Source organism: Undibacterium sp. TJN25 (assembly GCF_049339885.1).
In the GTDB taxonomy this organism is placed as follows: domain Bacteria; phylum Pseudomonadota; class Gammaproteobacteria; order Burkholderiales; family Burkholderiaceae_D; genus Undibacterium.
This window is the reverse complement of record NZ_JBMPPM010000002.1, coordinates 239,667-260,168: the sequence shown is the minus strand read 5'-3', so window position 1 is coordinate 260,168 and position 20,502 is coordinate 239,667. Positions and strand designations below refer to the sequence as shown.

Annotated in this window: 18 protein-coding genes; 7 read left to right on the top strand and 11 right to left on the bottom strand. The window is 59.3% G+C overall.

Annotated features, from left to right (window positions below):
• Positions 1-9 precede the first annotated feature (9 nt).
• Complete coding sequence (locus ACO0LO_RS04750; RefSeq protein WP_422963050.1) at positions 10-1,131, bottom strand: acyltransferase family protein; 1,122 nt, start codon at positions 1,129-1,131, stop codon at positions 10-12.
• 187 nt (positions 1,132-1,318) lie between these two features.
• Between ACO0LO_RS04750 and ACO0LO_RS04745 the strand changes: the two genes are divergently transcribed.
• From ACO0LO_RS04745 to ACO0LO_RS04725, 5 genes are all read left to right on the top strand, one after another.
• Complete coding sequence (locus ACO0LO_RS04745; protein WP_422963049.1) at positions 1,319-1,714, top strand: DUF3224 domain-containing protein; 396 nt, start codon at positions 1,319-1,321, stop codon at positions 1,712-1,714.
• 130 nt (positions 1,715-1,844) lie between these two features.
• Entirely contained in the window at positions 1,845-3,866 is a 2,022-nt protein-coding gene (locus ACO0LO_RS04740; protein ID WP_422963048.1) for an FAD-dependent oxidoreductase, read from the top strand.
• A gap of 35 nt (positions 3,867-3,901) precedes the next feature.
• Positions 3,902-4,354 (top strand): nuclear transport factor 2 family protein, encoded by a 453-nt coding sequence (locus tag ACO0LO_RS04735; RefSeq protein WP_422963047.1) that lies wholly within the window; start codon positions 3,902-3,904, stop codon positions 4,352-4,354.
• A gap of 10 nt (positions 4,355-4,364) precedes the next feature.
• Positions 4,365-4,898, top strand: a complete 534-nt coding sequence (locus ACO0LO_RS04730) for a PadR family transcriptional regulator (protein WP_422963046.1) — start codon at positions 4,365-4,367, stop codon at positions 4,896-4,898.
• Between the two features lie 356 nt (positions 4,899-5,254).
• The gene (locus ACO0LO_RS04725) at positions 5,255-6,496 is read left to right on the top strand and encodes a Wzt carbohydrate-binding domain-containing protein (protein ID WP_422963045.1); all 1,242 of its coding nucleotides are present in this window, start codon (positions 5,255-5,257) and stop codon (positions 6,494-6,496) included.
• Here ACO0LO_RS04725 and ACO0LO_RS04720 read toward each other — a convergent pair.
• From ACO0LO_RS04720 to ACO0LO_RS04690, 7 genes are all read right to left on the bottom strand, one after another.
• Positions 6,488-7,237, bottom strand: coding sequence for a hypothetical protein (locus ACO0LO_RS04720; protein WP_422963044.1), 750 nt, complete (start codon positions 7,235-7,237; stop codon positions 6,488-6,490). The two genes, ACO0LO_RS04725 and ACO0LO_RS04720, sit on opposite strands and share 9 nt — an antisense overlap.
• A gap of 269 nt (positions 7,238-7,506) precedes the next feature.
• The gene (locus ACO0LO_RS04715) at positions 7,507-8,160 is read right to left on the bottom strand and encodes a response regulator (protein ID WP_422963043.1); all 654 of its coding nucleotides are present in this window, start codon (positions 8,158-8,160) and stop codon (positions 7,507-7,509) included.
• 271 nt (positions 8,161-8,431) lie between these two features.
• Complete coding sequence (locus ACO0LO_RS04710; RefSeq protein ID WP_422963042.1) at positions 8,432-8,629, bottom strand: hypothetical protein; 198 nt, start codon at positions 8,627-8,629, stop codon at positions 8,432-8,434.
• 57 nt (positions 8,630-8,686) lie between these two features.
• Positions 8,687-9,745 (bottom strand): hypothetical protein, encoded by a 1,059-nt coding sequence (locus ACO0LO_RS04705; RefSeq protein WP_422963041.1) that lies wholly within the window; start codon positions 9,743-9,745, stop codon positions 8,687-8,689.
• Between the two features lie 10 nt (positions 9,746-9,755).
• On the bottom strand, positions 9,756-11,975 hold the full coding sequence (locus ACO0LO_RS04700; protein ID WP_422963040.1) for an FAD-binding protein: 2,220 nt from the start codon (positions 11,973-11,975) through the stop codon (positions 9,756-9,758).
• A gap of 6 nt (positions 11,976-11,981) precedes the next feature.
• Complete coding sequence (locus ACO0LO_RS04695) at positions 11,982-12,350, bottom strand: DUF805 domain-containing protein (RefSeq protein ID WP_422963039.1); 369 nt, start codon at positions 12,348-12,350, stop codon at positions 11,982-11,984.
• A 210-nt stretch (positions 12,351-12,560) separates the two neighbouring features.
• A complete protein-coding gene (locus ACO0LO_RS04690; RefSeq protein ID WP_422963038.1) occupies positions 12,561-13,205 on the bottom strand; it encodes a TetR/AcrR family transcriptional regulator in 645 nt (214 codons plus the stop codon).
• A 122-nt stretch (positions 13,206-13,327) separates the two neighbouring features.
• Here ACO0LO_RS04690 and ACO0LO_RS04685 point away from each other — a divergent pair, with 122 nt between their 5' ends.
• Together ACO0LO_RS04685 and ACO0LO_RS04680 are read left to right on the top strand one after the other, a co-directional pair.
• Complete coding sequence (locus tag ACO0LO_RS04685; RefSeq protein ID WP_422963037.1) at positions 13,328-14,932, top strand: AMP-binding protein; 1,605 nt, start codon at positions 13,328-13,330, stop codon at positions 14,930-14,932.
• Positions 14,933-15,080: 148 nt separating this feature from the next.
• Positions 15,081-18,377, top strand: a complete 3,297-nt coding sequence (locus ACO0LO_RS04680; protein WP_422963036.1) for a carboxyl transferase domain-containing protein — start codon at positions 15,081-15,083, stop codon at positions 18,375-18,377.
• A 1-nt stretch (position 18,378) separates the two neighbouring features.
• Here the strand turns inward: ACO0LO_RS04680 and ACO0LO_RS04675 are convergent, their stop codons facing one another.
• The 3 genes from ACO0LO_RS04675 to ACO0LO_RS04665 all read right to left on the bottom strand — a co-directional run bounded on the left by ACO0LO_RS04675 (position 18,379) and on the right by ACO0LO_RS04665 (position 20,425).
• On the bottom strand, positions 18,379-18,747 hold the full coding sequence (locus ACO0LO_RS04675; protein ID WP_422963035.1) for a chaperone modulator CbpM: 369 nt from the start codon (positions 18,745-18,747) through the stop codon (positions 18,379-18,381).
• Positions 18,744-19,742: a DnaJ C-terminal domain-containing protein gene (locus ACO0LO_RS04670; protein ID WP_422963034.1), complete on the bottom strand. Its 999-nt coding sequence runs from the start codon at positions 19,740-19,742 to the stop codon at positions 18,744-18,746. The genes ACO0LO_RS04675 and ACO0LO_RS04670 overlap by 4 nt, the downstream gene beginning before the upstream one ends.
• A 134-nt stretch (positions 19,743-19,876) precedes the next feature.
• Positions 19,877-20,425: a ferritin-like domain-containing protein gene (locus ACO0LO_RS04665; protein WP_422963033.1), complete on the bottom strand. Its 549-nt coding sequence runs from the start codon at positions 20,423-20,425 to the stop codon at positions 19,877-19,879.
• Positions 20,426-20,502 lie beyond the last annotated feature (77 nt).

Sequence of the window (20,502 nt, the reverse complement as noted above, 5' to 3'; positions counted from 1 at the left end):
CCAAAAAACTCAGGATAGCGCCCATGAATGGGGCGCTATCCTTAGCACGCCCGCCCGCAGCAGCTGCCTCAGCCATGGCTCCCCCGCCCGCGCCACCAGCGCCGCCAGCGCGGCTATCAGCAACACAGGTAGCACCGGCATCAGCAGGTGCGGCATCCACGGCGCATATTTCCCGGCCTTGATGATCATTGCTACCATCATGTTTTCGTGCAGCAGGTATAGCGGGTAGCTGATCACGCCCAGCCATGCCAGCACTCGCAGATTGAGCAGGTGCTGTACACGGCTGCTGACAATAGCCATGGTAAATGCCAGCACGATCATCAGTGCAGCAATCTTGTCGGCAACGGCGCCTTCGCGCACCAGCGCGGCAATGCAGGCCACGCCTATCGCCAGGCCCAGCATGCGCCGGCTTTTCTGCTTGAACGCCAGGTAATACAGGGCGCCTGCCGCAAACCAGCCATAGTGCTCCGCGCCCGACCAGTACAGCAGGCTGGCGGCATGAGCCAGCATGCCCTGCGGAGCCGCCATGCCGGACTGGATTGCCACATTGCCTAGCGCACTGGCAAAAAACAGCAGCGCCAGTCCGATAATCGCCTTGCGGCCGCCCAATGCAAAATACATCAGGCCAAACAGCACATAAAATTTAACTTCCACATACAGCGACCAGAACACGCCTTCCAGCGCGCCTTGCGGCGAGCCCAGCAGCTTGCTCCACACATAAGGCTCCACCAGGCTCAGCCCCGGCAGCAGATCCCTGAGCACCGGTGCGCCGGCCGGCCTTTCCACAAACAGGCTTGCCGTTGCGAAGATAAACAGCGAGCAGATCAGCATCGCCGGAAACAGCCGTAGCCAGCGTTTCAGCACGAAAGACAGGAAAGTCGTGCATTTCTCCAGCGTCATGAAAATGACAAAACCGGAAATGATGAAGAATAGCTGTACGCCCAGCATGCCGTAGGCAAACACAGGCACGCCGGCAAACCTGGCGCCGTACGGATACAGATCAGACCACCGCGCATACGCGTGGAACAGCACGACCATTAAAATGGCAAGGCCGCGCAAGCCGTCCAGGAAACGGATGCGGGAAGGATGCTGGTCCAGCGGAGTTTGCGGCAATGGCTCAGGTGTACTCACGGCGGTTTTTTTTCGGTTATCCCAATCAGGCAACCATGATGACTGAGCACAACAGGAAAATCAAGCAGCGCCTGCATATCAGGCCACGACAGACACCACGATAGGCGCTATGATAGAGAAGGAGGCCTCACCCGGCCTGCGCCTGGGCACCAGCGTATCGCATCCCCTCAGATGAAAGGAAACCAGCATGACCCAGCATATCAGCGGCAGCTTCGACGTGAAAATCACTCCGCAGGCCACGCCCGGCAAATCGGCGGATGCCGTGCCGGGCCGCATGTCCATTGACAAGCAATTTCACGGCGAGCTGGATGCGCACAGCCTGGGCGAAATGCTGGCGGCAATGGGCAATGTCAAAGGCTCGGCCGGTTATGTCGCCATCGAACAGGTGACAGGTACATTGCAGGGCCGCAGCGGCAGCTTCGTATTGCAGCACAGCGGCACCATGACCCGCGGCACGCCGCAGCTTACCGTCAGCGTGGTGCCCGATTCAGGCGCAGGCGAGCTGACGGGGCTGGAAGGCCGGATGAAAATCGACATTGTCGATGGCAAGCATTTCTACGAGTTCGACTACACCCTCCCCTGATTTTCTTCTAAAAACTGGGGCCAGGCCTATTTGATGTGTTTTTTCGCCTCTTTATGCAACTGGTTGCATAAATCAAGAATGCGTCCTAAAATAACCCGGCAAATCACACCAACACAAAAGGAGACGCGTCATGACAGCCTACCGCCATCTGCTCCAGCCCCTGGATCTTGGCTTTACCACCCTGAAAAACCGCGTACTGATGGGCTCCATGCATGTGGGCCTGGAAGAAGTGCCCAATGGTTTCCAGCGCATGGCCGCCTTCTACGCGGAGCGCGCGCGCGGCGGCGTGGGCCTGATCGTTACCGGCGGCATTGCGCCCAATGACCGCGGCCGCCCCATGCAGGGAGGCGCCAAGCTGACGACAGAAGTAGAAGCAGACCACCACAAAACCGTGACCGCGGCGGTGCATGAGGCAGGCGGCAGGATCGCAATGCAGATACTGCACTTCGGACGTTATTCCTACCAGCAGTCGCTGGTGGCGCCCAGCGCCATCAAGGCGCCGATCAATCCCTTCGTGCCGCATGAGCTGAGCACCGACGAGGTGGAACAAACCATCGCCGACTTCGTCCAATGCGCCACCCTCGCCCAGTATGCCGGCTACGACGGCGTGGAGATCATGGGCTCCGAAGGCTACCTGATCAATGAGTTCATTGCCGCCCGCACCAACCAGCGGCAGGACGCCTGGGGCGGCAGCTATGAAAACCGCATGCGCTTCCCTGTCGAAATCGTGCGCCGCACGCGGGAAAAAGTTGGCCCCAACTTCATCATCATCTACCGTTTATCCATGCTGGACCTGGTGGAAGGCGGCTCCACGCTGGAAGAAGTGATCCAGCTGGCCAAGGCCATCGAAGCGGCAGGCGCCACTATCATCAATACCGGCATAGGCTGGCATGAGGCGCGCATCCCGACCATCGCCACCAAGGTGCCGCGCGCAGCGTATGCGTGGGTCACGCAAAAACTGAAAGGCCATGTAGGCGTGCCGCTGATCGCCACCAACCGCATCAACACGCCGGAAGTGGGCGAACAGCTGATCGCCGACGGGTTCTGCGACATGATATCGATGGCACGCCCGCTGCTGGCGGACGCCTTCTTTGTGAGCAAGGCGGAACAGGGCAAGGCCGACGAAATCAATACCTGCATAGGCTGCAACCAGGCCTGCCTGGACCACACATTTGGCGGCAAGATCACTTCCTGCCTGGTCAATCCGCGCGCCTGCCATGAAACCGAGCTGCTGATTGCCCCGACGGAAAAACCCAAGCGCATTGCCGTCGTCGGCGCCGGCCCTGCCGGACTGAGCTTTGCGGTCACCGCGGCCGAGCGAGGCCATGATGTGACGCTGTTCGAGGCGGATAAGGAGATCGGCGGCCAGTTCAATATTGCGAAACAGGTGCCGGGCAAGGAAGAGTTTTACGAAACGCTGCGCTACTTCCGCAAGCAGCTGGACCTGAAGGGCGTGACGCTGAAACTCAATACCCGGGTCAGCGCCGCTGAACTGGCGAAAGAAAAATTCGATGAAGTCGTGCTTGCCACCGGCGTGTTGCCGCGCATTCCACAAATCGAGGGCGTGCATCACGCCAAGGTCATGGGTTATCTGGATGTGCTGCGCGACCACAAAGCGGTCGGCAAAGCGGTTGCCGTCATCGGCGCCGGCGGCATCGGCTTCGACGTCTCCGAATACCTGGCGCACTCAGGCGACAGCCCCAGCATTAACCCATCCAAATTTTATGCAGAATGGGGCATCGATCCCAGCTACGCCGTGGCCGGCGGCATACGCGAACCGGAGCCGGAAAAATCTCCGCGCACCATCTTCCTGCTGCAACGCAAGGAAAGCAAGGTGGGCGACAACCTGGGCAAGACCACCGGCTGGATCCACCGTACGTCGCTGAAGGCGCGCCGCGTCAAGATGATACCGGCAGTCACTTATGACAAGGTGGACGATGCGGGCCTGCATGTGACGATAGACGGCCAGCCGCAACTGCTGCCGGTGGACAATGTGATTCTGTGCGCAGGCCAGGAGCCGCGCCGCGAACTGTATGCCGACCTGCAGGCAGCGGGCTGCAGCGTGCACCTGATAGGCGGCGCCGATGTGGCGGCCGAACTGGATGCCAAGCGCGCCATCAACCAGGGAACGCGGCTCGCCGCGACCATATAAATAACACTGCAAATTATTCGCAAAGAGAGAACAACATGAGCAAACTGAATAATCTGAAACCCGCCGTAGCGGCCTCGCTGGCGACATGGCATACGATGGTAGCAGACAAGAACATGGCCGCCCTGCCCGGCATCGTCCATCCCCAGGCGGAATTCCGCTCGCCGATGGCCAACTCGCCGTATAAATCTGCCGATGCAGTCGTGCTGGTGCTGGGTACGGTCATCGACGTGTTTGAGAACTTTGCCTACCACCGCGAGCTGTCGTCGGATGACGGCCTGAACATCGTGCTTGAATTCAGCGCCAACGTCGGCGACAAGCAGTTAAAAGGCATAGACCTGATACGTTTCGATGAACAGGGCAAGATCACTGAGTTCGAAGTGATGATACGGCCACTCAGCGGCCTGCAGGCACTGGGCCAGGAAATGGGCAAGCGCCTGGGCCAGCACCTGCCCGCGTACAAGGCTGCCAAACCGGAAAAATCCGAGTAAGCGCAACCTTATGTCCCTGCCTCACGCGCTACTGACATCGCTGCTGGAGCAGCCGTGCTCCGGCTTCGAGCTGGCGCGGCGCTTCGACCGCTCCATCGGTTTTTTCTGGCATGCCACGCATCAGCAGATCTACCGTGAACTGGGGCGGCTGGAAGAAAGCGGCTGGCTGGAATCGCTGCCGCCGGAATCGGGCCGCGGGCGCAAAAAGGTATATCGTGTGCTGCCTGCAGGCCGCGAAGAGTTGCAGCGCTGGACCGGCGCAAGCCAGGACCCGAAACCGCTGCGCGACGAGCTGATGCTGAGGCTGCGCGCGGAAGCCGTCATAGGTCCAACCTCCCTGGCGAGTGACATACAGCGCAGGATGGACATGCACAGGGAAAAGCTGGCGCTGTACCAGCAGTTGGAAGCAGATGACTTTCCACCCGAAAAAAACTCCCGGGAAGCGCAGCTGCAGCATCTGGTGCTCCGCGCCGGCATCATGCATGAAAGCCTGTGGGTGGAATGGTCGGAACAGGCGCTGCGAGTGCTCGCGCGGGAAAATTGAATCCTCCCCATTTTTTCAGATTAGCGTCCTACCGGCCACGCGCCAAAAACATTACCTGCAAACATTCCTAACAGTTTTCTACCGCCGCATCAACGCTGCCATTGAAAAATAAAGCAACGGGAAAGTATCGTTTTGTATGGCGGGGAAAGAGAAAAGTAATGTTTTGTAAAAGCTTCCGTAAAGCACTATTGGTGCTCATATAATTTATATACTTATTTGATTAGATGCACATTGCATGCGGCCAAGCATCACTGTGCAGGCCTCACAGTGCACCAAGCCGGCAGAAACATGATCGGAATAGCCGTGCGTGCCTGGTTCGCGGGACGCTGCCCTTCTACTTCGTTTTTTATCAGATCATGACGAAAACAATATTCGATCATATTCCCAAAACCGCAGGAACCAGCGTCAAGGAAGCCTTGGCTGCTGCCATCGGCGAGCGAGGTGAATTGCCCGGCGTCTCCTATCCTCACCATGTGCTGATTGCATCCGCAGGCATGCGCCGCCTCATTGGATCGCATATCTGGTTTTTTCCCGGTGATACCCTGGCGCCCGACTGGTATTACTGCACGCTGCTGCGCGATCCGGTGGACAGGTTTCTGTCGCAATATTATTTCCATCGCGCGCATCGCGAACAAGTGCTCGAAGGAAGCATGACGGATCCAGTCGTGATCGCGGCCGTCAATTATGAACTCGAAGATTACCTGGCCGACAAAAGCCCCGATGTGTTGCGCAGCTATGTCAATTTCCAGGCGACGCATTTTGCGCGTCGCCTGTGCGACGACCCGGAAACGCTGAGTGAATCGGCCTTGCTGGAAACTGCCATCAGCAGCCTGGAAGAATACGACCTGGTTGGCGTTGTCTCGGATACACAAGGTTTCATCGATACCTATTGCCAGGATCTGGGTTTGCCCAGGCAGATTCTGCCTGTGCTGAACGTCACCCGGGACCGCAAGCTGGAAGGCGACATACCCGCCGCGCTGGCAAATCATATCAGGGCCAAGAACCGGGTCGACCACGCACTGTGCGAATGGGCCGCGCAAAGATTCCAGGAGCAGCGCCACCAGATTTCCAGCTTTCTGACACTCAGCCAGAGACGCGATGAAAGTGGCAGGAACGCCCCTAAACTCATCCAGCAAGACGCCAAGGATGCAGCAGCCAATTTTGGCACTCGTCAAATAGAACTGCTATCCGCCAGTTGCCTGGGGCAACAAAGCCGTTCGCCAAACATCAGCGTCGGAGAAGCGGTGACCGTGCAATTAACCTGCCATGCGTTCATTGAGGAAGAAGACCTCACCGTGGGGATAGGCGTGCGCGACAGTCGCGGCAACACTGCCTGCGGAAGCAATACCAGGCTGCAGAACCTGCCGATTGCCGTGAAGGCTGGAATGCCCCTGGAACTGGCCTTCCACTTCGAAGCCTGGCTGCCGCCGGGAGAATACCAGGTAACGCTGGCGCTGCACAAAGGCATCACACATCTGGACGGCTGCTATCACTGGGTAGAAAATGCCACCCGCTTTAACGTCAGCGGCACGGTGCAAACGCTGCCGGAAAATGGCAAATCGGCAGACAGCACGCTCAGCATTACCCGGCTAGCCTAGTTTGCCCATGTGGTCCTTGACCCAGGTCTGGTAGCGCATCACATCTTCGAAATATTTGGTGGAAATGCGTGGATATTTCTCGCGCAGCAAGCCTATCAGTTTGAAGTCCATATGCGGCTCCAGCGCGTCATGGCAATCCTTGCAGATGATGACGCTGTTGCGCTCGCCATGCCCGCCGCCCGGCCCCCAGGTCACCGATTCCCTGCTATTAAATTCCACGTTCAGGTAGTGCGAAGGCGATTGCCCGCAGATCAGGCAGCGGCGGCGTCCGCGAAATATGCCCAGACGCAGCTTGCGGCTGGGCGCAGAGGCATCGACCTGCATTTGCGCCGATGCAGCGGCCGCTGCATCCAGATGATGGACGCGGCCACTGGAACTGGCGGTACTGATACGCGGCGCAATATGGTAGGAAAAGCGTTTTTCGGCAATCGATTTGAGGATCAGCGCATAACCGCCAAAGGCATGAAAATATTTGATGTCCGCTTCATCGTTGATGATAAGCGCCGGATAGCCGGCCTCATGTAGTCGCCGGCGCTCTTCTGCGCCGTGATACAGCGTGCCTTCGTGGATTTCGCGCCGCTCCTTGCCTTCCGTATAGCCGCACCAGTGCGTCTGCACCGACCACTGGTAAGCGGCGCCGTGGTTGTTGATCATTGCAAATCGGTAATATAGCCCTTCAGGCAGTTCCGACTGGGTCAACAGACGGACGATTTCATCGTGGAAAGGCATTGCGGGCGTCATCTTTGCTGGCAGAAAAATCAGGTGAATACATTCACTCTATCTGGCTTTTGGTTTGCTTCCGTCCCGTTTCCCTGCATGCAGCGAGACAAAAAAAGTAGCAAACCGACAGGCCATACAAGAGCTTAAAATGAATCCTGTTGCTTGTCCAGAACAAATCACCGATTACTAGAAAAACAACTAAGCGTATCAAACGCGCAGCGCAGGGCAAAGCAAAAGACAATGCCATGCAGAAATATGCGCGCAATGCCGCCACGAAAACAGCGAGAAGTTTAAGCGTGGATATCGGACTTGCGCCGCCGCGGTGCATTGGCGGGAGACTGGCGCAACTGGGCCAGGGTTTCCACCCGCTTCAGCAATTCCCTGTCGTGCCAGGGTTTTTTGAAGATGCCATACAGGCCCTGGTATTCATGCACGCGCGCCTGCAATTCATCATGGCCGGTAATGGCGATGATAGGCAGGTCTTCGGTTTCCAGGCTGCCCTGCACCGATGCGATCAGTTCCAACCCGTTCATGTTGGGCATTTCCAGGTCGGTGATCAGCACTGAAAAGAAGGTGGCGGACAATTTTTCCAGCGCCTGCAAGCCGTCATTGGCAACGACGACATGGTAGCCGTTGGCCTGGAACAGCTTGCCCAGCTTGGCCCTGGCAACGGCAGAATCATCAACGATCAGGATTGCCAGCTTGCCGTCATCCGGTGTTGCATCGGCAGCCGGCGCCGGCACGGTATCCGGTTCCGGGCTGCGTTCATTGTCCATGTCAGCCGGAATGGTTTCTGCGCCCGCACTGCTTTTCCCCCTGCCCAGGCCAAACAGCACGATCGTGATCGCAATGACGACCGCCACGCCGATCGGCACGAGGTACATGGTCAGGATATCCTGCACATGAGAACTGATGTTGGAAAAAGGAGACAGAATGGAATTCATCTAAACACTTAACAATACATGGATATCTTATCTTCCGGCATCCGGCGCCGGCGCAATAGCGCCTGATCATCGCCTGACAGCTTGCTGCACCAGCTGGAAATGCCGATGGATACTGGGCAACAAGGCAGCGGCTCGAAAACAGCTACGGAAAAAACAGTGAAGGCGGTACGCCGCTCTCGCTAAAAAAGCCTAACCTGCTAATACTAGCATTAACCCCGCGACTACGGAATTTGCGTTGCGTGCCAAACGCGCTGCAATAAATACCCGTCGCCTATTTTTTCTTGCCCTTGCCCACCTTGCGGGCAACGATGAACGCAATCAATCCGGTGGCGAACACGGCGCCACCGTTGATGGCCCACTGCACCTGCCCCGTCATGAAACTGCCCGGCAGGATATTAACGCCCTGCAAGAACCAGATGCCGCCCAACAGCATCAGCAGGATGCCCAGTACATTCAAAATCGATTTCATTGATACTTCCCAAAGTCAGCAAGCGGCCCGCAGGTGCTGCGGCCCGTTCATGCAGCGTCAATAATCATAGACATGCTCTACCCGCAGCCCTTGCTTGGGCGCGATCAGCAGGAACTCCGACAGATCGCGCACCGGCACTACCAGGGCCACCCGCTTCTTGCCCGGCATCGTGATCAGCGGCTGTTCAAACAGTACGCGCAGATGGGGATCCTTGAAATCCGCATCTGCCCATACCGTGACCAGGATCACCGACTGGTTGCCGGCGATATCGAGCAGTTTGATGCCCTGCTCCGCCAGCGACGTTGCCGCCACGCGGAAATCGTAATAGCGCGGCAGATCCAGCACCGCGCTGCCATCCGGCAGGCGACGCAGCAGCTTCACCTTGTCCACGTCCAGCTCGCCAGGCAAATGGTCCACCAGCACGCGTGTCGTCATCAGCGCAGGCGTATAGGTAGCGCGCGTGGCTTTTTCTATCAGCTTGCCATAGGCAGCCTTGAGCAGGTATTCGGTGCTGAGCGCATAGCGGCGCTCCCATTTGCGCACCATGTCCGGCCCTAAGGCCGGTACCGTGGTCCACAGCCCCTTGAGCTTTGCGCCGAAGTCATACAGGTACCAGGGTTCCTGCCGGATGAAGTCGACATAGTCCTGCGCGACGACGGCAGCATAATGGTCTTCTTCGCTGAGCTGGCGCGACGACAAGGCCCAGCTCAGCCTGCCCACCGTATTTTCATAGACCCAGCGCAGCCCGTATTCCAGCGTCGTGCTGCCGGCAATGACGACGATCATCACATGGTAGCCGGGGTTGGCCGGATAATCCTGCCGCAGCTGCTCACCGATGACGCTGGCATAGCTGGACCACAACTGGCCTATATGCCCGGCAAACGGAAATTCATGTGCCGGATGGCGGGCAATTTCGGTCGCAAACTCGGCCGGGCTATGCACCAGGAACCATTCCGGAAAGGTCAAGAAGGTCTGTTCCACACCCCTGCGCTCCTGCTCCTCTATCACGCTGCCGCCTTCGGCGCGCGCCAGCAGGCTGCTGCCGGCCATGCCTGCCATTAATACAGCGGCAAGCAGCACCAGATGCAAAAACCGCACAGCACCGGCAAGACGCAAGCGCCGCACCTCAGCCCGCCTCTGCGCGGCGGAAAGCCAGCAGCACATTGTCCGACGGGTCTCCGGCTTGCAGCATCTTGCCGCCGGTATGCTGCATGCCTGCCGCTTCGACGCGCTGTATCCACGTATCCAGGCTCTGGAAAAAACGCAGTTCGGCGGCATTGGTGGCCCAGGATTCGCCCAGCCCCGCATTGAACACGCAATGTGCGAGGCTGACAAAGGCATCCAGCTCCGGCGTCGTTACATCATGGTCGCGCAAAATGAAGTAGCCGCCCGGGCGCAGCGTCCTGGTTATCGACTGCAGAAAAGGGCCGAGTTTTTCCGGCTCCATGTGGTGCAGTCCGGCGTAGCAGCTGATCAGGTCGGCGCTTTCGGCCGGCAGGTCCAGCGGCGCATAATCGTTAAGCGGCACAAAGCCGCCTATCTTGCGTAACTGGCCGCGCTCGACGATATCTACAGGGGAATTGCCAGCTTCCTTGTCGTGCACCAGCGTGACGCCGCCGGACAGCCGCAAGTGCTTGCGCAAGGCATTCACATAGCGCCCCGTGCTGCCGATTTCCACGTAATCGGCAAACTTGGCTTTCTTGCCCAGCAATTCTGCGGTCTGGCGCCCCATCTCCTCTTTCTGCTCCCGCAGCGACGGCAGCGCATAACGGAGCAGCGACAGCGGCGGTGTTATTTCCGGCAAGCCTGCCTGCACCGCGCGGTAGATCGCTTCATCATTATCGTGCTGTGCCACCGACTGTTTGATCAGCGTGTGCAGCCTGTCTTCCGGATACAGGTGGAAAATGTTTTGCAGGAAGGCATAGAATTTATCTGCATGCCGCACATCCTTATAGACCGAATGGAACAGGGAACTGGAGGCCTGTTTCGACTTTCCTGCGTCGGCCTCCATCAGCGTCGGCAGGTAGTATTTATCCCATAAGGCGCCGCGCAGGCGGTAGCCGGGGTCCAGGTAGCGCTTGACTTCGAACAGTTCGCGCGCCCGCGGATAGGCACGATGAAACTGCTCGGCCGTGGCATGCAGCTGGTAAGGCAGATAATAGGTGCCGCCGCAATCGATGACGGCATCGATCAGCTCGCGCGTCCACACCGCAACGCGCTCCTTGGCGTTGTCGCGCGTCCTTTGCTTGTGGTACAGCACAAAGGCAAAGGTCTCGCCGCGCGCCCAGGCCATCAGCGTGCCGGGATCTGCCAGCGCATGGCGGATCGAGATATTGATCATGTTGACCTTGTGCTTGTTCAGCACCGCCGCCATGCGCGGGACAAAGTCCAGCAGGCGGTCGTAGGGCACGAAATATTCCTGCAGCACATACGTGCGGCGCCTGCGGCCCAAGGGCTCCAGTTCCGCAGTATCGTATCCGGCTTCGTAATTGCGCCAGTGCACCTTGCTGGACAAGAACAGCAAGGGATCGATCAGGTACTCGCGCCGCAGCTTGCCCATCGGCGTCTCCGAAATCGCCCACAGGAAGTATTTTTCCAGCGGATAGATACGGCGCAGAGCCTGCAGGCGGTGCCGAGTAGAAGCCGGCGTCTCGGTCTTGAACCAGGATACCGCGCGCGCTCTCTGGTACAACGGCGGATACAGGTCGGCATTATGGAACACTGCATCTTCGCGGTGCCGCACATTGGCATCGAACCAGGCCGGATAGGCCGCCGTCGGCATCTTGGTGCTGCGTCGCTCCACGCGGATGTTTTCGACCAGGTCGAGCTCCACTTCGGTGATGATACCAATTGCACCGTAGCTGCCTATCGCCGCATAAAACAGCTCGCTATTTTCCGCAGGGCTGGCGTTGACGGCCTCGCCGCTGGCCAGCACCAGCACGATATTGCGCACCGACAGCACCACCGGCCCCAGGCCGATGTAGCGGCCATGCGCATTCACCGACAGCGAACCGCCCACGGTGAAGTTGGCATAGGTCTGCATGATTTTCACCGCCAGCCCGTGCGGATCGGCAAAACTCTGGATGTCGCACCAGCGTATGCCGGCCTGCACGCGTATCGTCCTGGCCTGCGGATCGAAGTTCAGCACTTCGTTCATCTCGCGCATGTCCAGATGCAGGCTGCCGTGGCTGGCGGTCTGGCCACCCATGCTGAAATGCCCGCCGCCCACCGACACCGGAAAGGAAGAGTCTTTCAGTATGGCCTGGACATCAGACGTTGCATGGGGCGTGGCAATCGCAAAAACCGGAATGCGGTTGAGCTGGGTAACGTCGTTGACTGTAGGCATAGGAGATTAAAGTGAGATATCGACGGACAGGTAGCCGCTGCGGGCCATCGGATCTTTGCCATAGCGGTTAGGTCCTTCCACGCCGCGCTTCAGCAGTTGCGTCAGCAGCCATATCGGCCCCAGCACAGGAACCAGCGCCGCCAGCAGCGTCCATCCGGAACGGCCGATATCATGCAGCCGCTGCGCAAACACCGCGCAGGCGCACCACAGGAACGCCGCCGCAAACACGGCGCTGCCGTAACTCCCAGCCAGCTCGCCGCCCAGCATGCCGAACGCCGTGCACAGCACACCCGCAATCAGCAGGCGGTAAAACATGCTGCCGCGTGCAACGCGCCCCTCGCTCATGATGAACGAAGCCACTACCTCAGTATTCATTTTGCCATTCCCACGATAGCGTTACGCCCGCTGAATATCTCACAGCGTATTCCGGGCAGACTCGTTCGCGTCCGGCGCTGCTGAAGAAATCAGCTCCGGCAACAGTTGCGATTCTGTCCAGCGAATCCTGCCACGGATGGGCAAACTTCGCAACATGAATAGCAGATACGCGCCGCCGTTGCGCCAAGCCACCTTGCCTTGCATGTCACCTCATGGTGTGTCAGCGCGCAGCCCCAGCACACGCCATGCCAGGAGGGACAGTTCCTGCACCATTTCCTCCTCGCCCAGGCGGCCGTCCGGCCGGTACCATGTATACAAAAAACCCGGCAAGCTGCATGCGGCAAGCGCCGTCACCCTGGTTTCGTTAAAGTCCAGCATGCCGTCTCGCCGCCCTTCTTCCAGCAAGGCGCACAGCCTGTCGTAGAAATGGTGGGCCAGCGTGTTCAGCCTGTCTTTGTAGGCGGCGCTATAGACCTGCGGTTCGCGGTAGCCGAAAAAAGCGGAAGGATAGTGGCTGATCGTAGCCCGGATCAGGTCGCGGATGCCATCCGTGATCTTTTCATGCGCGGCGCGCGTATCGATTTCTGGAAAGTCCATCGTGCTGAGGCAGGCCAGCGTAGGCCGCCAGGACAGGGTTTCAAAGATTTCCAGCTTGTTGCGGAAATAGTAGTAGACAAAGGGCTTGGTCACTCCCAGCGCCTGCACGATCTGGTCCATCGTCGTGCTGGCATAGCCCTGCTCAAAAAACAGGGCCTCGGCCGCCTTCAGGATACGCTCGCGCTTTTCATCGCTGCCGGCAGTGGAGGTCTTCTGCCTGCCCAGGCCGGGGATAGCAGGGTGTGCAGCGGTATTCATCGTTTAATTCTTCTTCACGGTGTTTTTTCCGTCAGCTTACACCATCCGGTAACGATTTATACTCATTGGTAGATTTATTATACTAGTGAGTATAATATGCAAAAAAGTATGGAGACCAGCAAATGAAGCCCTTGCATGAACATTTGCGCCAGCATGCGCGCAATCAGCCAGACAAACCCGCCTATGTCTGGTACGGCCAGCCCATCAGTTATGCTGAGCTGGACCGCGCCAGCGATGCCTTCGCGGCCAGGCTGGATGAACTCGGCATCAGGCCGGGCGACCCGGTCGTGCTGTTCATGAACAATTGCCCGCAATACGTGATGGCGCATTACGGCATACAAAAGCTGGGCGCCATTGTCTGCCCCTGCGGCCCGCTGAACAAGGAACATGAGCTGGAATACCAGCTCAACGACCTGCAGGCACGCGTCATCGTTGCAGCGGACAATCTGCTGCCAGTGGTGGACAAGGTGCGCGGCAAGACGGCACTGCAGCACGTTTTTTCTGTCAACTATGCAGACCTGCTGCCGCAACAGCCCGTCCCTGCTCCCATCACCCTGCCCGCCGAATTGCAGGCAATGCGGGACAAGGGCAAAACGTCCGTAGAAACCCACACCGGCGTGATTGACTTCCTGCAGGCAGTCAATGCCGGGGGCGAATCGCCGCAGCCTGAGCTGTCCATGGACGACGTCGCGCTGATGACCTACACATCCGGCACCACGGGCCTGCCAAAAGGCGCCATGCTGAGCTACCGCAATGCAGTGTACAAAACAGCGGCCGGCGTCACCAACGGCAATATCGGCATCGACGATGTGCTGCTGGCAGTAGCGCCGCTGTACCACATCGCCGGCATGATCATGGGCGTGAATTGCACAATCTATTCCGGAGCCACCTGCGTGCTGCTGTACCGTTTCGATCCGCTGGCGGTGCTGCAGGCCGTGCAGCAGTACAAGGTCAGCTACTGGTACAGCATCGCGCCGATGAACGTGGCGCTGATGCAGGTGCCGTCCATCAGGGAGTTCGACCTGTCCAGCCTGCGCACCAACCTCGTCACCAGCTTCGGCATTACCTTCACCGAAGCACTGGCCGATCAATGGAAACAGCATGTGCCGCAATGCGGCATGGCGGAAGCTGCCTACGGGCTGAGCGAGACGCATACGCTGGATACCTATATGCCGCTGGACGCGATACGCTGGGGCACGCAGGGCAAGCCGATTACCGGTTGCGAAATTCGCATCATCGATCCCGATACCCGGCTGCAGTGCGCCACCGGCGACATCGGTGAGATCGTGCTGCGCAGCCCCGGCGTCTTTAAAGGCTACTGGAACAAGCCGGAGGCCACAGCCCAGACGCTGCGCGACGGCTGGGTCTATACCGGCGACATGGGCAAACTGGATGCGGACGGCTACCTGAATTTCATCGGCCGCTTCAAGGAAATGATCAAGGTATCCGGCTATAGCGTGTTTCCGGAAGAAGTGGAAACCATACTGATCAAGCATCCTGCCATCGCGCAGGCAGCTGCCATCGGCATCGCCGATGCAGACAAGGGCGAAGTGGTGAAAGCCTTTGTCGTGCTGAAGCCCGGCCAAAGCGTGCAGACCGCCGACATCATCGCCTGGGCGCGCGACAACATGGCGACCTACAAGGCGCCGAGAGAAGTGGCGTTCATCGATGCACTGCCCGCCACTGGCGCCGGCAAGGTGCTGCGCCGGCTGCTGAAAGACCGCTAACAATATTAACCGCTCTGTAGCCTGGATGAGCGCAGCGCAATCCGGGAGTAAACCCGGCATCGGGCTTCTTGCCCGAGTTTGTCGTAGAGCGTCCCGGATTACGCTGTGCTCCATCCAGGCTACGACTGTTCAATGTAAAGGAATTGCCGTGTTTAAAAAAATACTGATCGCCAACCGCGGAGAGATCGCGCTGCGCATCCTGCGTGCTGCGCACGACCTCGGCATTGCCGTGGTTGCCGTGGTTGCAGAGGATGACGCCGGCGCACTGCATGTCGCCGGCGCGGATGAAGCTATCGCGCTGAACGCCACCGGCGCCGCAGCTTATCTGGATGCCGGCAGGCTGATCGCCATTGCACAGCAAACCGGCTGCGATGCTATCCATCCCGGCTACGGCTTCCTCAGCGAACGGGCAGACTTTGCGCAGGCTTGCACCGAGGCCGGCGTCTGTTTCATCGGCCCCTCCATTGCACATCTGGAGATATTCGGCGACAAGGCCAAGGCGCGCGCCCTGGCCCTGCAATGCGGCATACCGCTGGTGCCCGGCACCGGCGCCGCCACACTGGAGCAGGCACAGGCCTTCTTTGCGGCCCAGCCTGCAGGCATCAGTGTAATGATCAAGGCCACCGGCGGCGGCGGCGGGCGCGGCATGCGCGTCGTTCAGCATGCCGCGGAGCTACCGGAAGCGTATGCGCGCTGCGTATCGGAAGCACGCGCCGCGTTCGGCGTCGATAGCGTGTATCTGGAACGGCTCGTGAAACGCGCGCGGCACATAGAAATCCAGGTCGCCGGCGACGGCCGCCAGGTGATCGCGCTGGGCGATCGTGAATGCACGCTGCAAAGGCGTTTCCAGAAGCTGGTGGAAGTTGCCCCCAGCCCCAGCCTGTCTGCAGAGATGCGCCGCCTGATCAACGATGCCGCGCTGTCCCTGGCCAGCAAGGCAGCTTATCGCAGCCTCGGCACTTTTGAATTCCTCGTCGACGAAGACTCTGCCGACCTGCCCTTTGTCTTCATGGAAGCCAATCCGCGCTTGCAGGTAGAGCATACCGTCACCGAAGAAGTAACCGGCATCGACCTGGTGCAGCTGCAGATCCGCCTTGCTGCGGGAGAAACACTGACAGACTGCGGCCTGGACCCGGCTGTGCCGCCGCGCCAGCAAGGCTATGCGATACAGCTGCGCATCAATGCGGAAACCCTGGATGCGCACGGCAACGCACACCCAAGTTCCGGTAGCCTGCAGCGCTTCGACCTGCCCACCGGCCCCGGCGTCAGGGTCGACACCCATGGCTATGCCGGTTATACGCCGTCGCCGCACTACGATACGCTGCTGGCAAAGCTGATCGTCAGCAGCCGCAGCAGGCAATTTGCCGATACCGCCAGGCGCGCGCGCCGCGTGCTGGATGAATGCAGCATTTCAGGTATTGCCACCAGCCTGCCGTTGCTGCGGGCGCTGCTGGACAGGCCGGAGTTTGTGCCGCACCGCATCCATACGCGCTTCGTGGAAGAACATCTGGCCGAGCTCATGCAAGCCGCCTCTTCGCTGGCAGACAAGCCCGCTCTTGCAGCAGTCATTGTACCGGCCAAGCCGCGTCCAAAAGGCGGGCAGGAAGCAAGCGAATCACTGGAAGATGGCCAAAGCCTTGTCAATTCGCCGATGCCCGCCAAACTGGTCGCCTTCAACGTCCAGCCAGGTGAACTGGTGGCAGCGGGCGCGCAGCTGGCAGTCATCGAAGCAATGAAAATGGAGCACGTAATCGTGGCCGAGACCGCCGGCCGCGTCATCGGCATCCTCGCGAAACAAAACGACTTTGTCGCGCAGGATCAACCTCTGCTGCTAATGGAAGCCGCCGATGCGGAAGCCCTAACGCACGCCCGCGAACAACAGGTCGACCTCGACCATATACGGTCGGACCTGCAAAAGAATAGAGACCGGCATGCGTTTACGCTGGACGCCAACCGCCCGGCGGCAGTCAGCAAGCGCCACGCGCAAGGCGGACGTACCGCGCGCGAAAACATCGCCGACCTGTGCGACGCGGACAGTTTCATCGAATATGGCGCACTGGCAATCGCCGCGCAGACACGTCGCCGCAGCATCGAAGACCTCATCGTCAACACCCCTGCGGACGGCATGATCACCGGCCTGGGCAGCATCAATGCAGAACAATTCGGTGCCGACAACGCGCGCTGCGCGGTACTGGCCTATGACTACACCGTGCTGGCAGGCACCCAGGGCATGCGCAACCACCACAAGACCGACCGCATGCTGGCACTGGCGCACCAGCTCAAGGTGCCGGTGGTGCTGTTTGCGGAAGGCGGCGGCGGTCGCCCCGGCGATACCGATATGCCGATTGTCGCCGGCCTGAACAACCATACCTTCAGCCAATTTGCGGCACTATCCGGCAAAGTGCCCGTCATTGGCATCGTCCATGGGCGCTGCTTTGCCGGCAATGCGGCACTGCTGGGCTGCTGCGACGTAATTATTGCCACCGCCGCCAGCAACATCGGCATGAGCGGCCCGGCAATGATAGAAGGCGGCGGGCTGGGCATATTTAAACCGGAAGAAATCGGCCCCAGCGATGTGCAGTCCGGCAACGGCGTCATTGACGTGCTCGTTCAGGACGAAGCGCAAGCCGTCGCGGCCGCTAAGCAATACTTGTCTTATTTCCAGGGCCGCACCACCCACTGGGAGTGCGCCGACCAGCGCCTGCTGCGCAACGCCATCCCGGAGAACCGGCTGCGCGTCTATGATGTGCGCAAGGTGATGCAGGGCCTGGCCGATAGTGGATCGGTGCTGGAACTGCGCGCCGGCTTCGGCGCGGGGTTAGTCACTGCGCTGGCCCGTATCGAGGGCCGTCCGGTAGGACTTATCGCAAACAACCCCAAACACCTGGGTGGCGCCATTGATGTGGAAGCCGCCGACAAGGCTGCGCGCTTCATGCAACTGTGCAATGCACACGGCCTGCCTATTGTATCGCTGACGGACACGCCCGGCTTCATGGTCGGCCCCGACATAGAAGCGCAGGCACAGGTACGCCATGTATGCCGCATGTTCGTGGTAGCCGCCCACCTGCGCGTGCCCTACTTTACCGTGGTGCTGCGCAAAGGCTATGGGCTGGGTGCACAGGCGATGACGGCCGGCGGCTTCGATGCGCCGGTATTCACGGTATCTTGGCCTACCGGCGAGTTTGGGGCGATGGGACTGGAAGGCGCGGTCAGGCTGGGGTACAGGAAAGAACTGGAAGCGGCCGCTGCCGGCGAAGAGCGTGACGCGCTGTTCCAGAAACTGGTCGCGCAGCAGTACAAAAACGGAGAAGCCGCCAATATGGCCGCGACGCTGGAAATTGATGCGGTGATAGACCCCGCAGACACCCGCGCCTGGCTGGTGCGCGGCTTGCAGAGTGCGAAACAGGTCATCAACGACGGCAAGCTGTTTATCGACACCTGGTAATTTAGGCGTCCGAAGACAGATTGCCGTGCAGCAGTTGCGCACGCGCAGAGGCAAGCTCCCCCTTGAGCGCCTCTATGCGCTGCAGCAGGCTGGCGGCAACCGCCAGCCCCTGTGTATCCAGTTCAAAGTCATCCCTGATACGCCGGGCGGAACGCGCCACTACCAGCCAGCGCTGCTGGAATACGATCTGCTCGCCGCGAACGCTGTCCGGCTCGATCACGCCCATATCTATCAGGTGATCCAGCTCCAGCCGGGAGAGGCCCGACAGGCTCACCAATTCTTCCAGCGAGCAAAATTCCGTCTCATTCAGCCATACAGCATGTACGCGCTCTATGGTGTGCGGTGTTGTTGTAGTTGCGGCTGCCATCATGCACCTCCAGCTTGAAATTTTGCGAAATGCGCGCGCGGATTGAACGTGGACAGCTTGGCCAGCTGCTCCTCCAGTTCGCGCTGCTGCGGCGTGATTTCCTTCGGCACTTCTATCCGCACCATGGCATACAGATCACCCATGGAACCATCCGCCCCGGGTAGGCCGCGCTTTGCGAGGCGTAGCCGGCGGCCATTGACCGTGCCCGCGGGAATATTCATTTCCACCGTGCCGCCCAGCGTGGGTATCTGCACGCTGGCGCCCAGCATTGCCTCCCATGGCGCCAGCGGCAGATCCATGTACAGTTCCTTGCCGTCCACCCGGTACAAAGGATGGGGGATCACACGCATGACCACATACAGGTCGCCTTGCCTGCCGCCGTGCATGCCTGCCCCGCCCTTGCCCGGCAAACGCAGCCGCTGGCCGTCTTGCGCGCCCTTGGGCACCTTGACGCGAAAAGTACGCGGCACCCTATGCAGCATGCCTTGTGCATCCAGCTCCGGCAAGCTGACGCTGACATCGATTTCCGCGCCGGCATGCATCTGTTCCAGAGTGACCGGTTCTTCAGTCTCAAAATCCTGGCCGTCCTGCGGCCATGCCTGGCGGGAGAAACCTTCTCCACGGCCTCCCGCCTGGCTGCCACCCTTGCGTGCAGCGGCAAACGCCGCCATCAGGTCGGCCATGTCGACATCGGCAAATGAGGCATCGGCATCATCGAACTGCTGCGAATACGGTGAATGCGGTGAATGGCCGGCGCCACGCGGCGAGAATTCTTCACCGGCCCGGTGCACGCCAAGCTGGTCGTATTCAGCGCGTTTCTCCTCGTCCTTCAGCACTCGGTAGGCTTCGGCGATGTCCTTGAACTTGCTCTCGCCTTCGGCGTCCTTGGAAATATCCGGATGATATTTGTGCGCGAGCTTGCGGTAAGCCTGCTTGATTTCTGCCTGGGTGGCCTTCCTGTCGACTCCCAGCGCGGCATAGTAATCGGTATATTTCATGGGTATCCTGAGCGGATGGCTGCGGTTGTGAACAAGCCGGACAAAATTAGCAAAAGAGCCGGCCATCGTTGCCAATGGACGGCCCTGGAATAATGCAGAGATCCGCGCCCGTTCACGGGCGCAGCATTAGCCGTTCAAGACAGCGACAGGAAATCCCGCATGTCATCCGCGTGCTCTTCTTCCACGGCCATGATGCTAACCAGCATCTGCCTCGTGGTAGGGTCGGAATCGCCTATTTTTTCTATCATCTGGCGGTAGGACTCGATGGCAACCCGTTCCGAGATCAGATCAGCCCGAATCATCGATTGCACATCCTTGGAATCGTCATATTCAGCATGGCTGCGCTCAGTCAGCGTGGCGGGATTGAAGTCGGGTTCACCGTTCAGCTGCACGATACGCTCCGCGATCTGGTCTGCATGATCTGCTTCTTCCTGTGCGTGCTGCAGGAACTCTGCCTTGACGGCGAGATTTTCGCGGCCCGTCACTGTGAAATAGTGGCGCTTGTAGCGCATGACGCATAACAATTCGGTCGCCAGCGCGCCATTGAGCATGGCAATAATTTCTTCGCGGTTACCGCGGTAACCTGAAGTGACAGCTCCATCGTCAAGATTTTGCGCGGCAATGCGTATCGCAGCAGTATCGATTGACAAATTGGCTTTAGGCTGTGATGGATTTGAGCTCATGTTTTTTTACTTTCATCGAGTTAATGGACGGTGTACCGCTATGTATACCTCCGCCGCCCGCATGCTTCGGTGCGCTG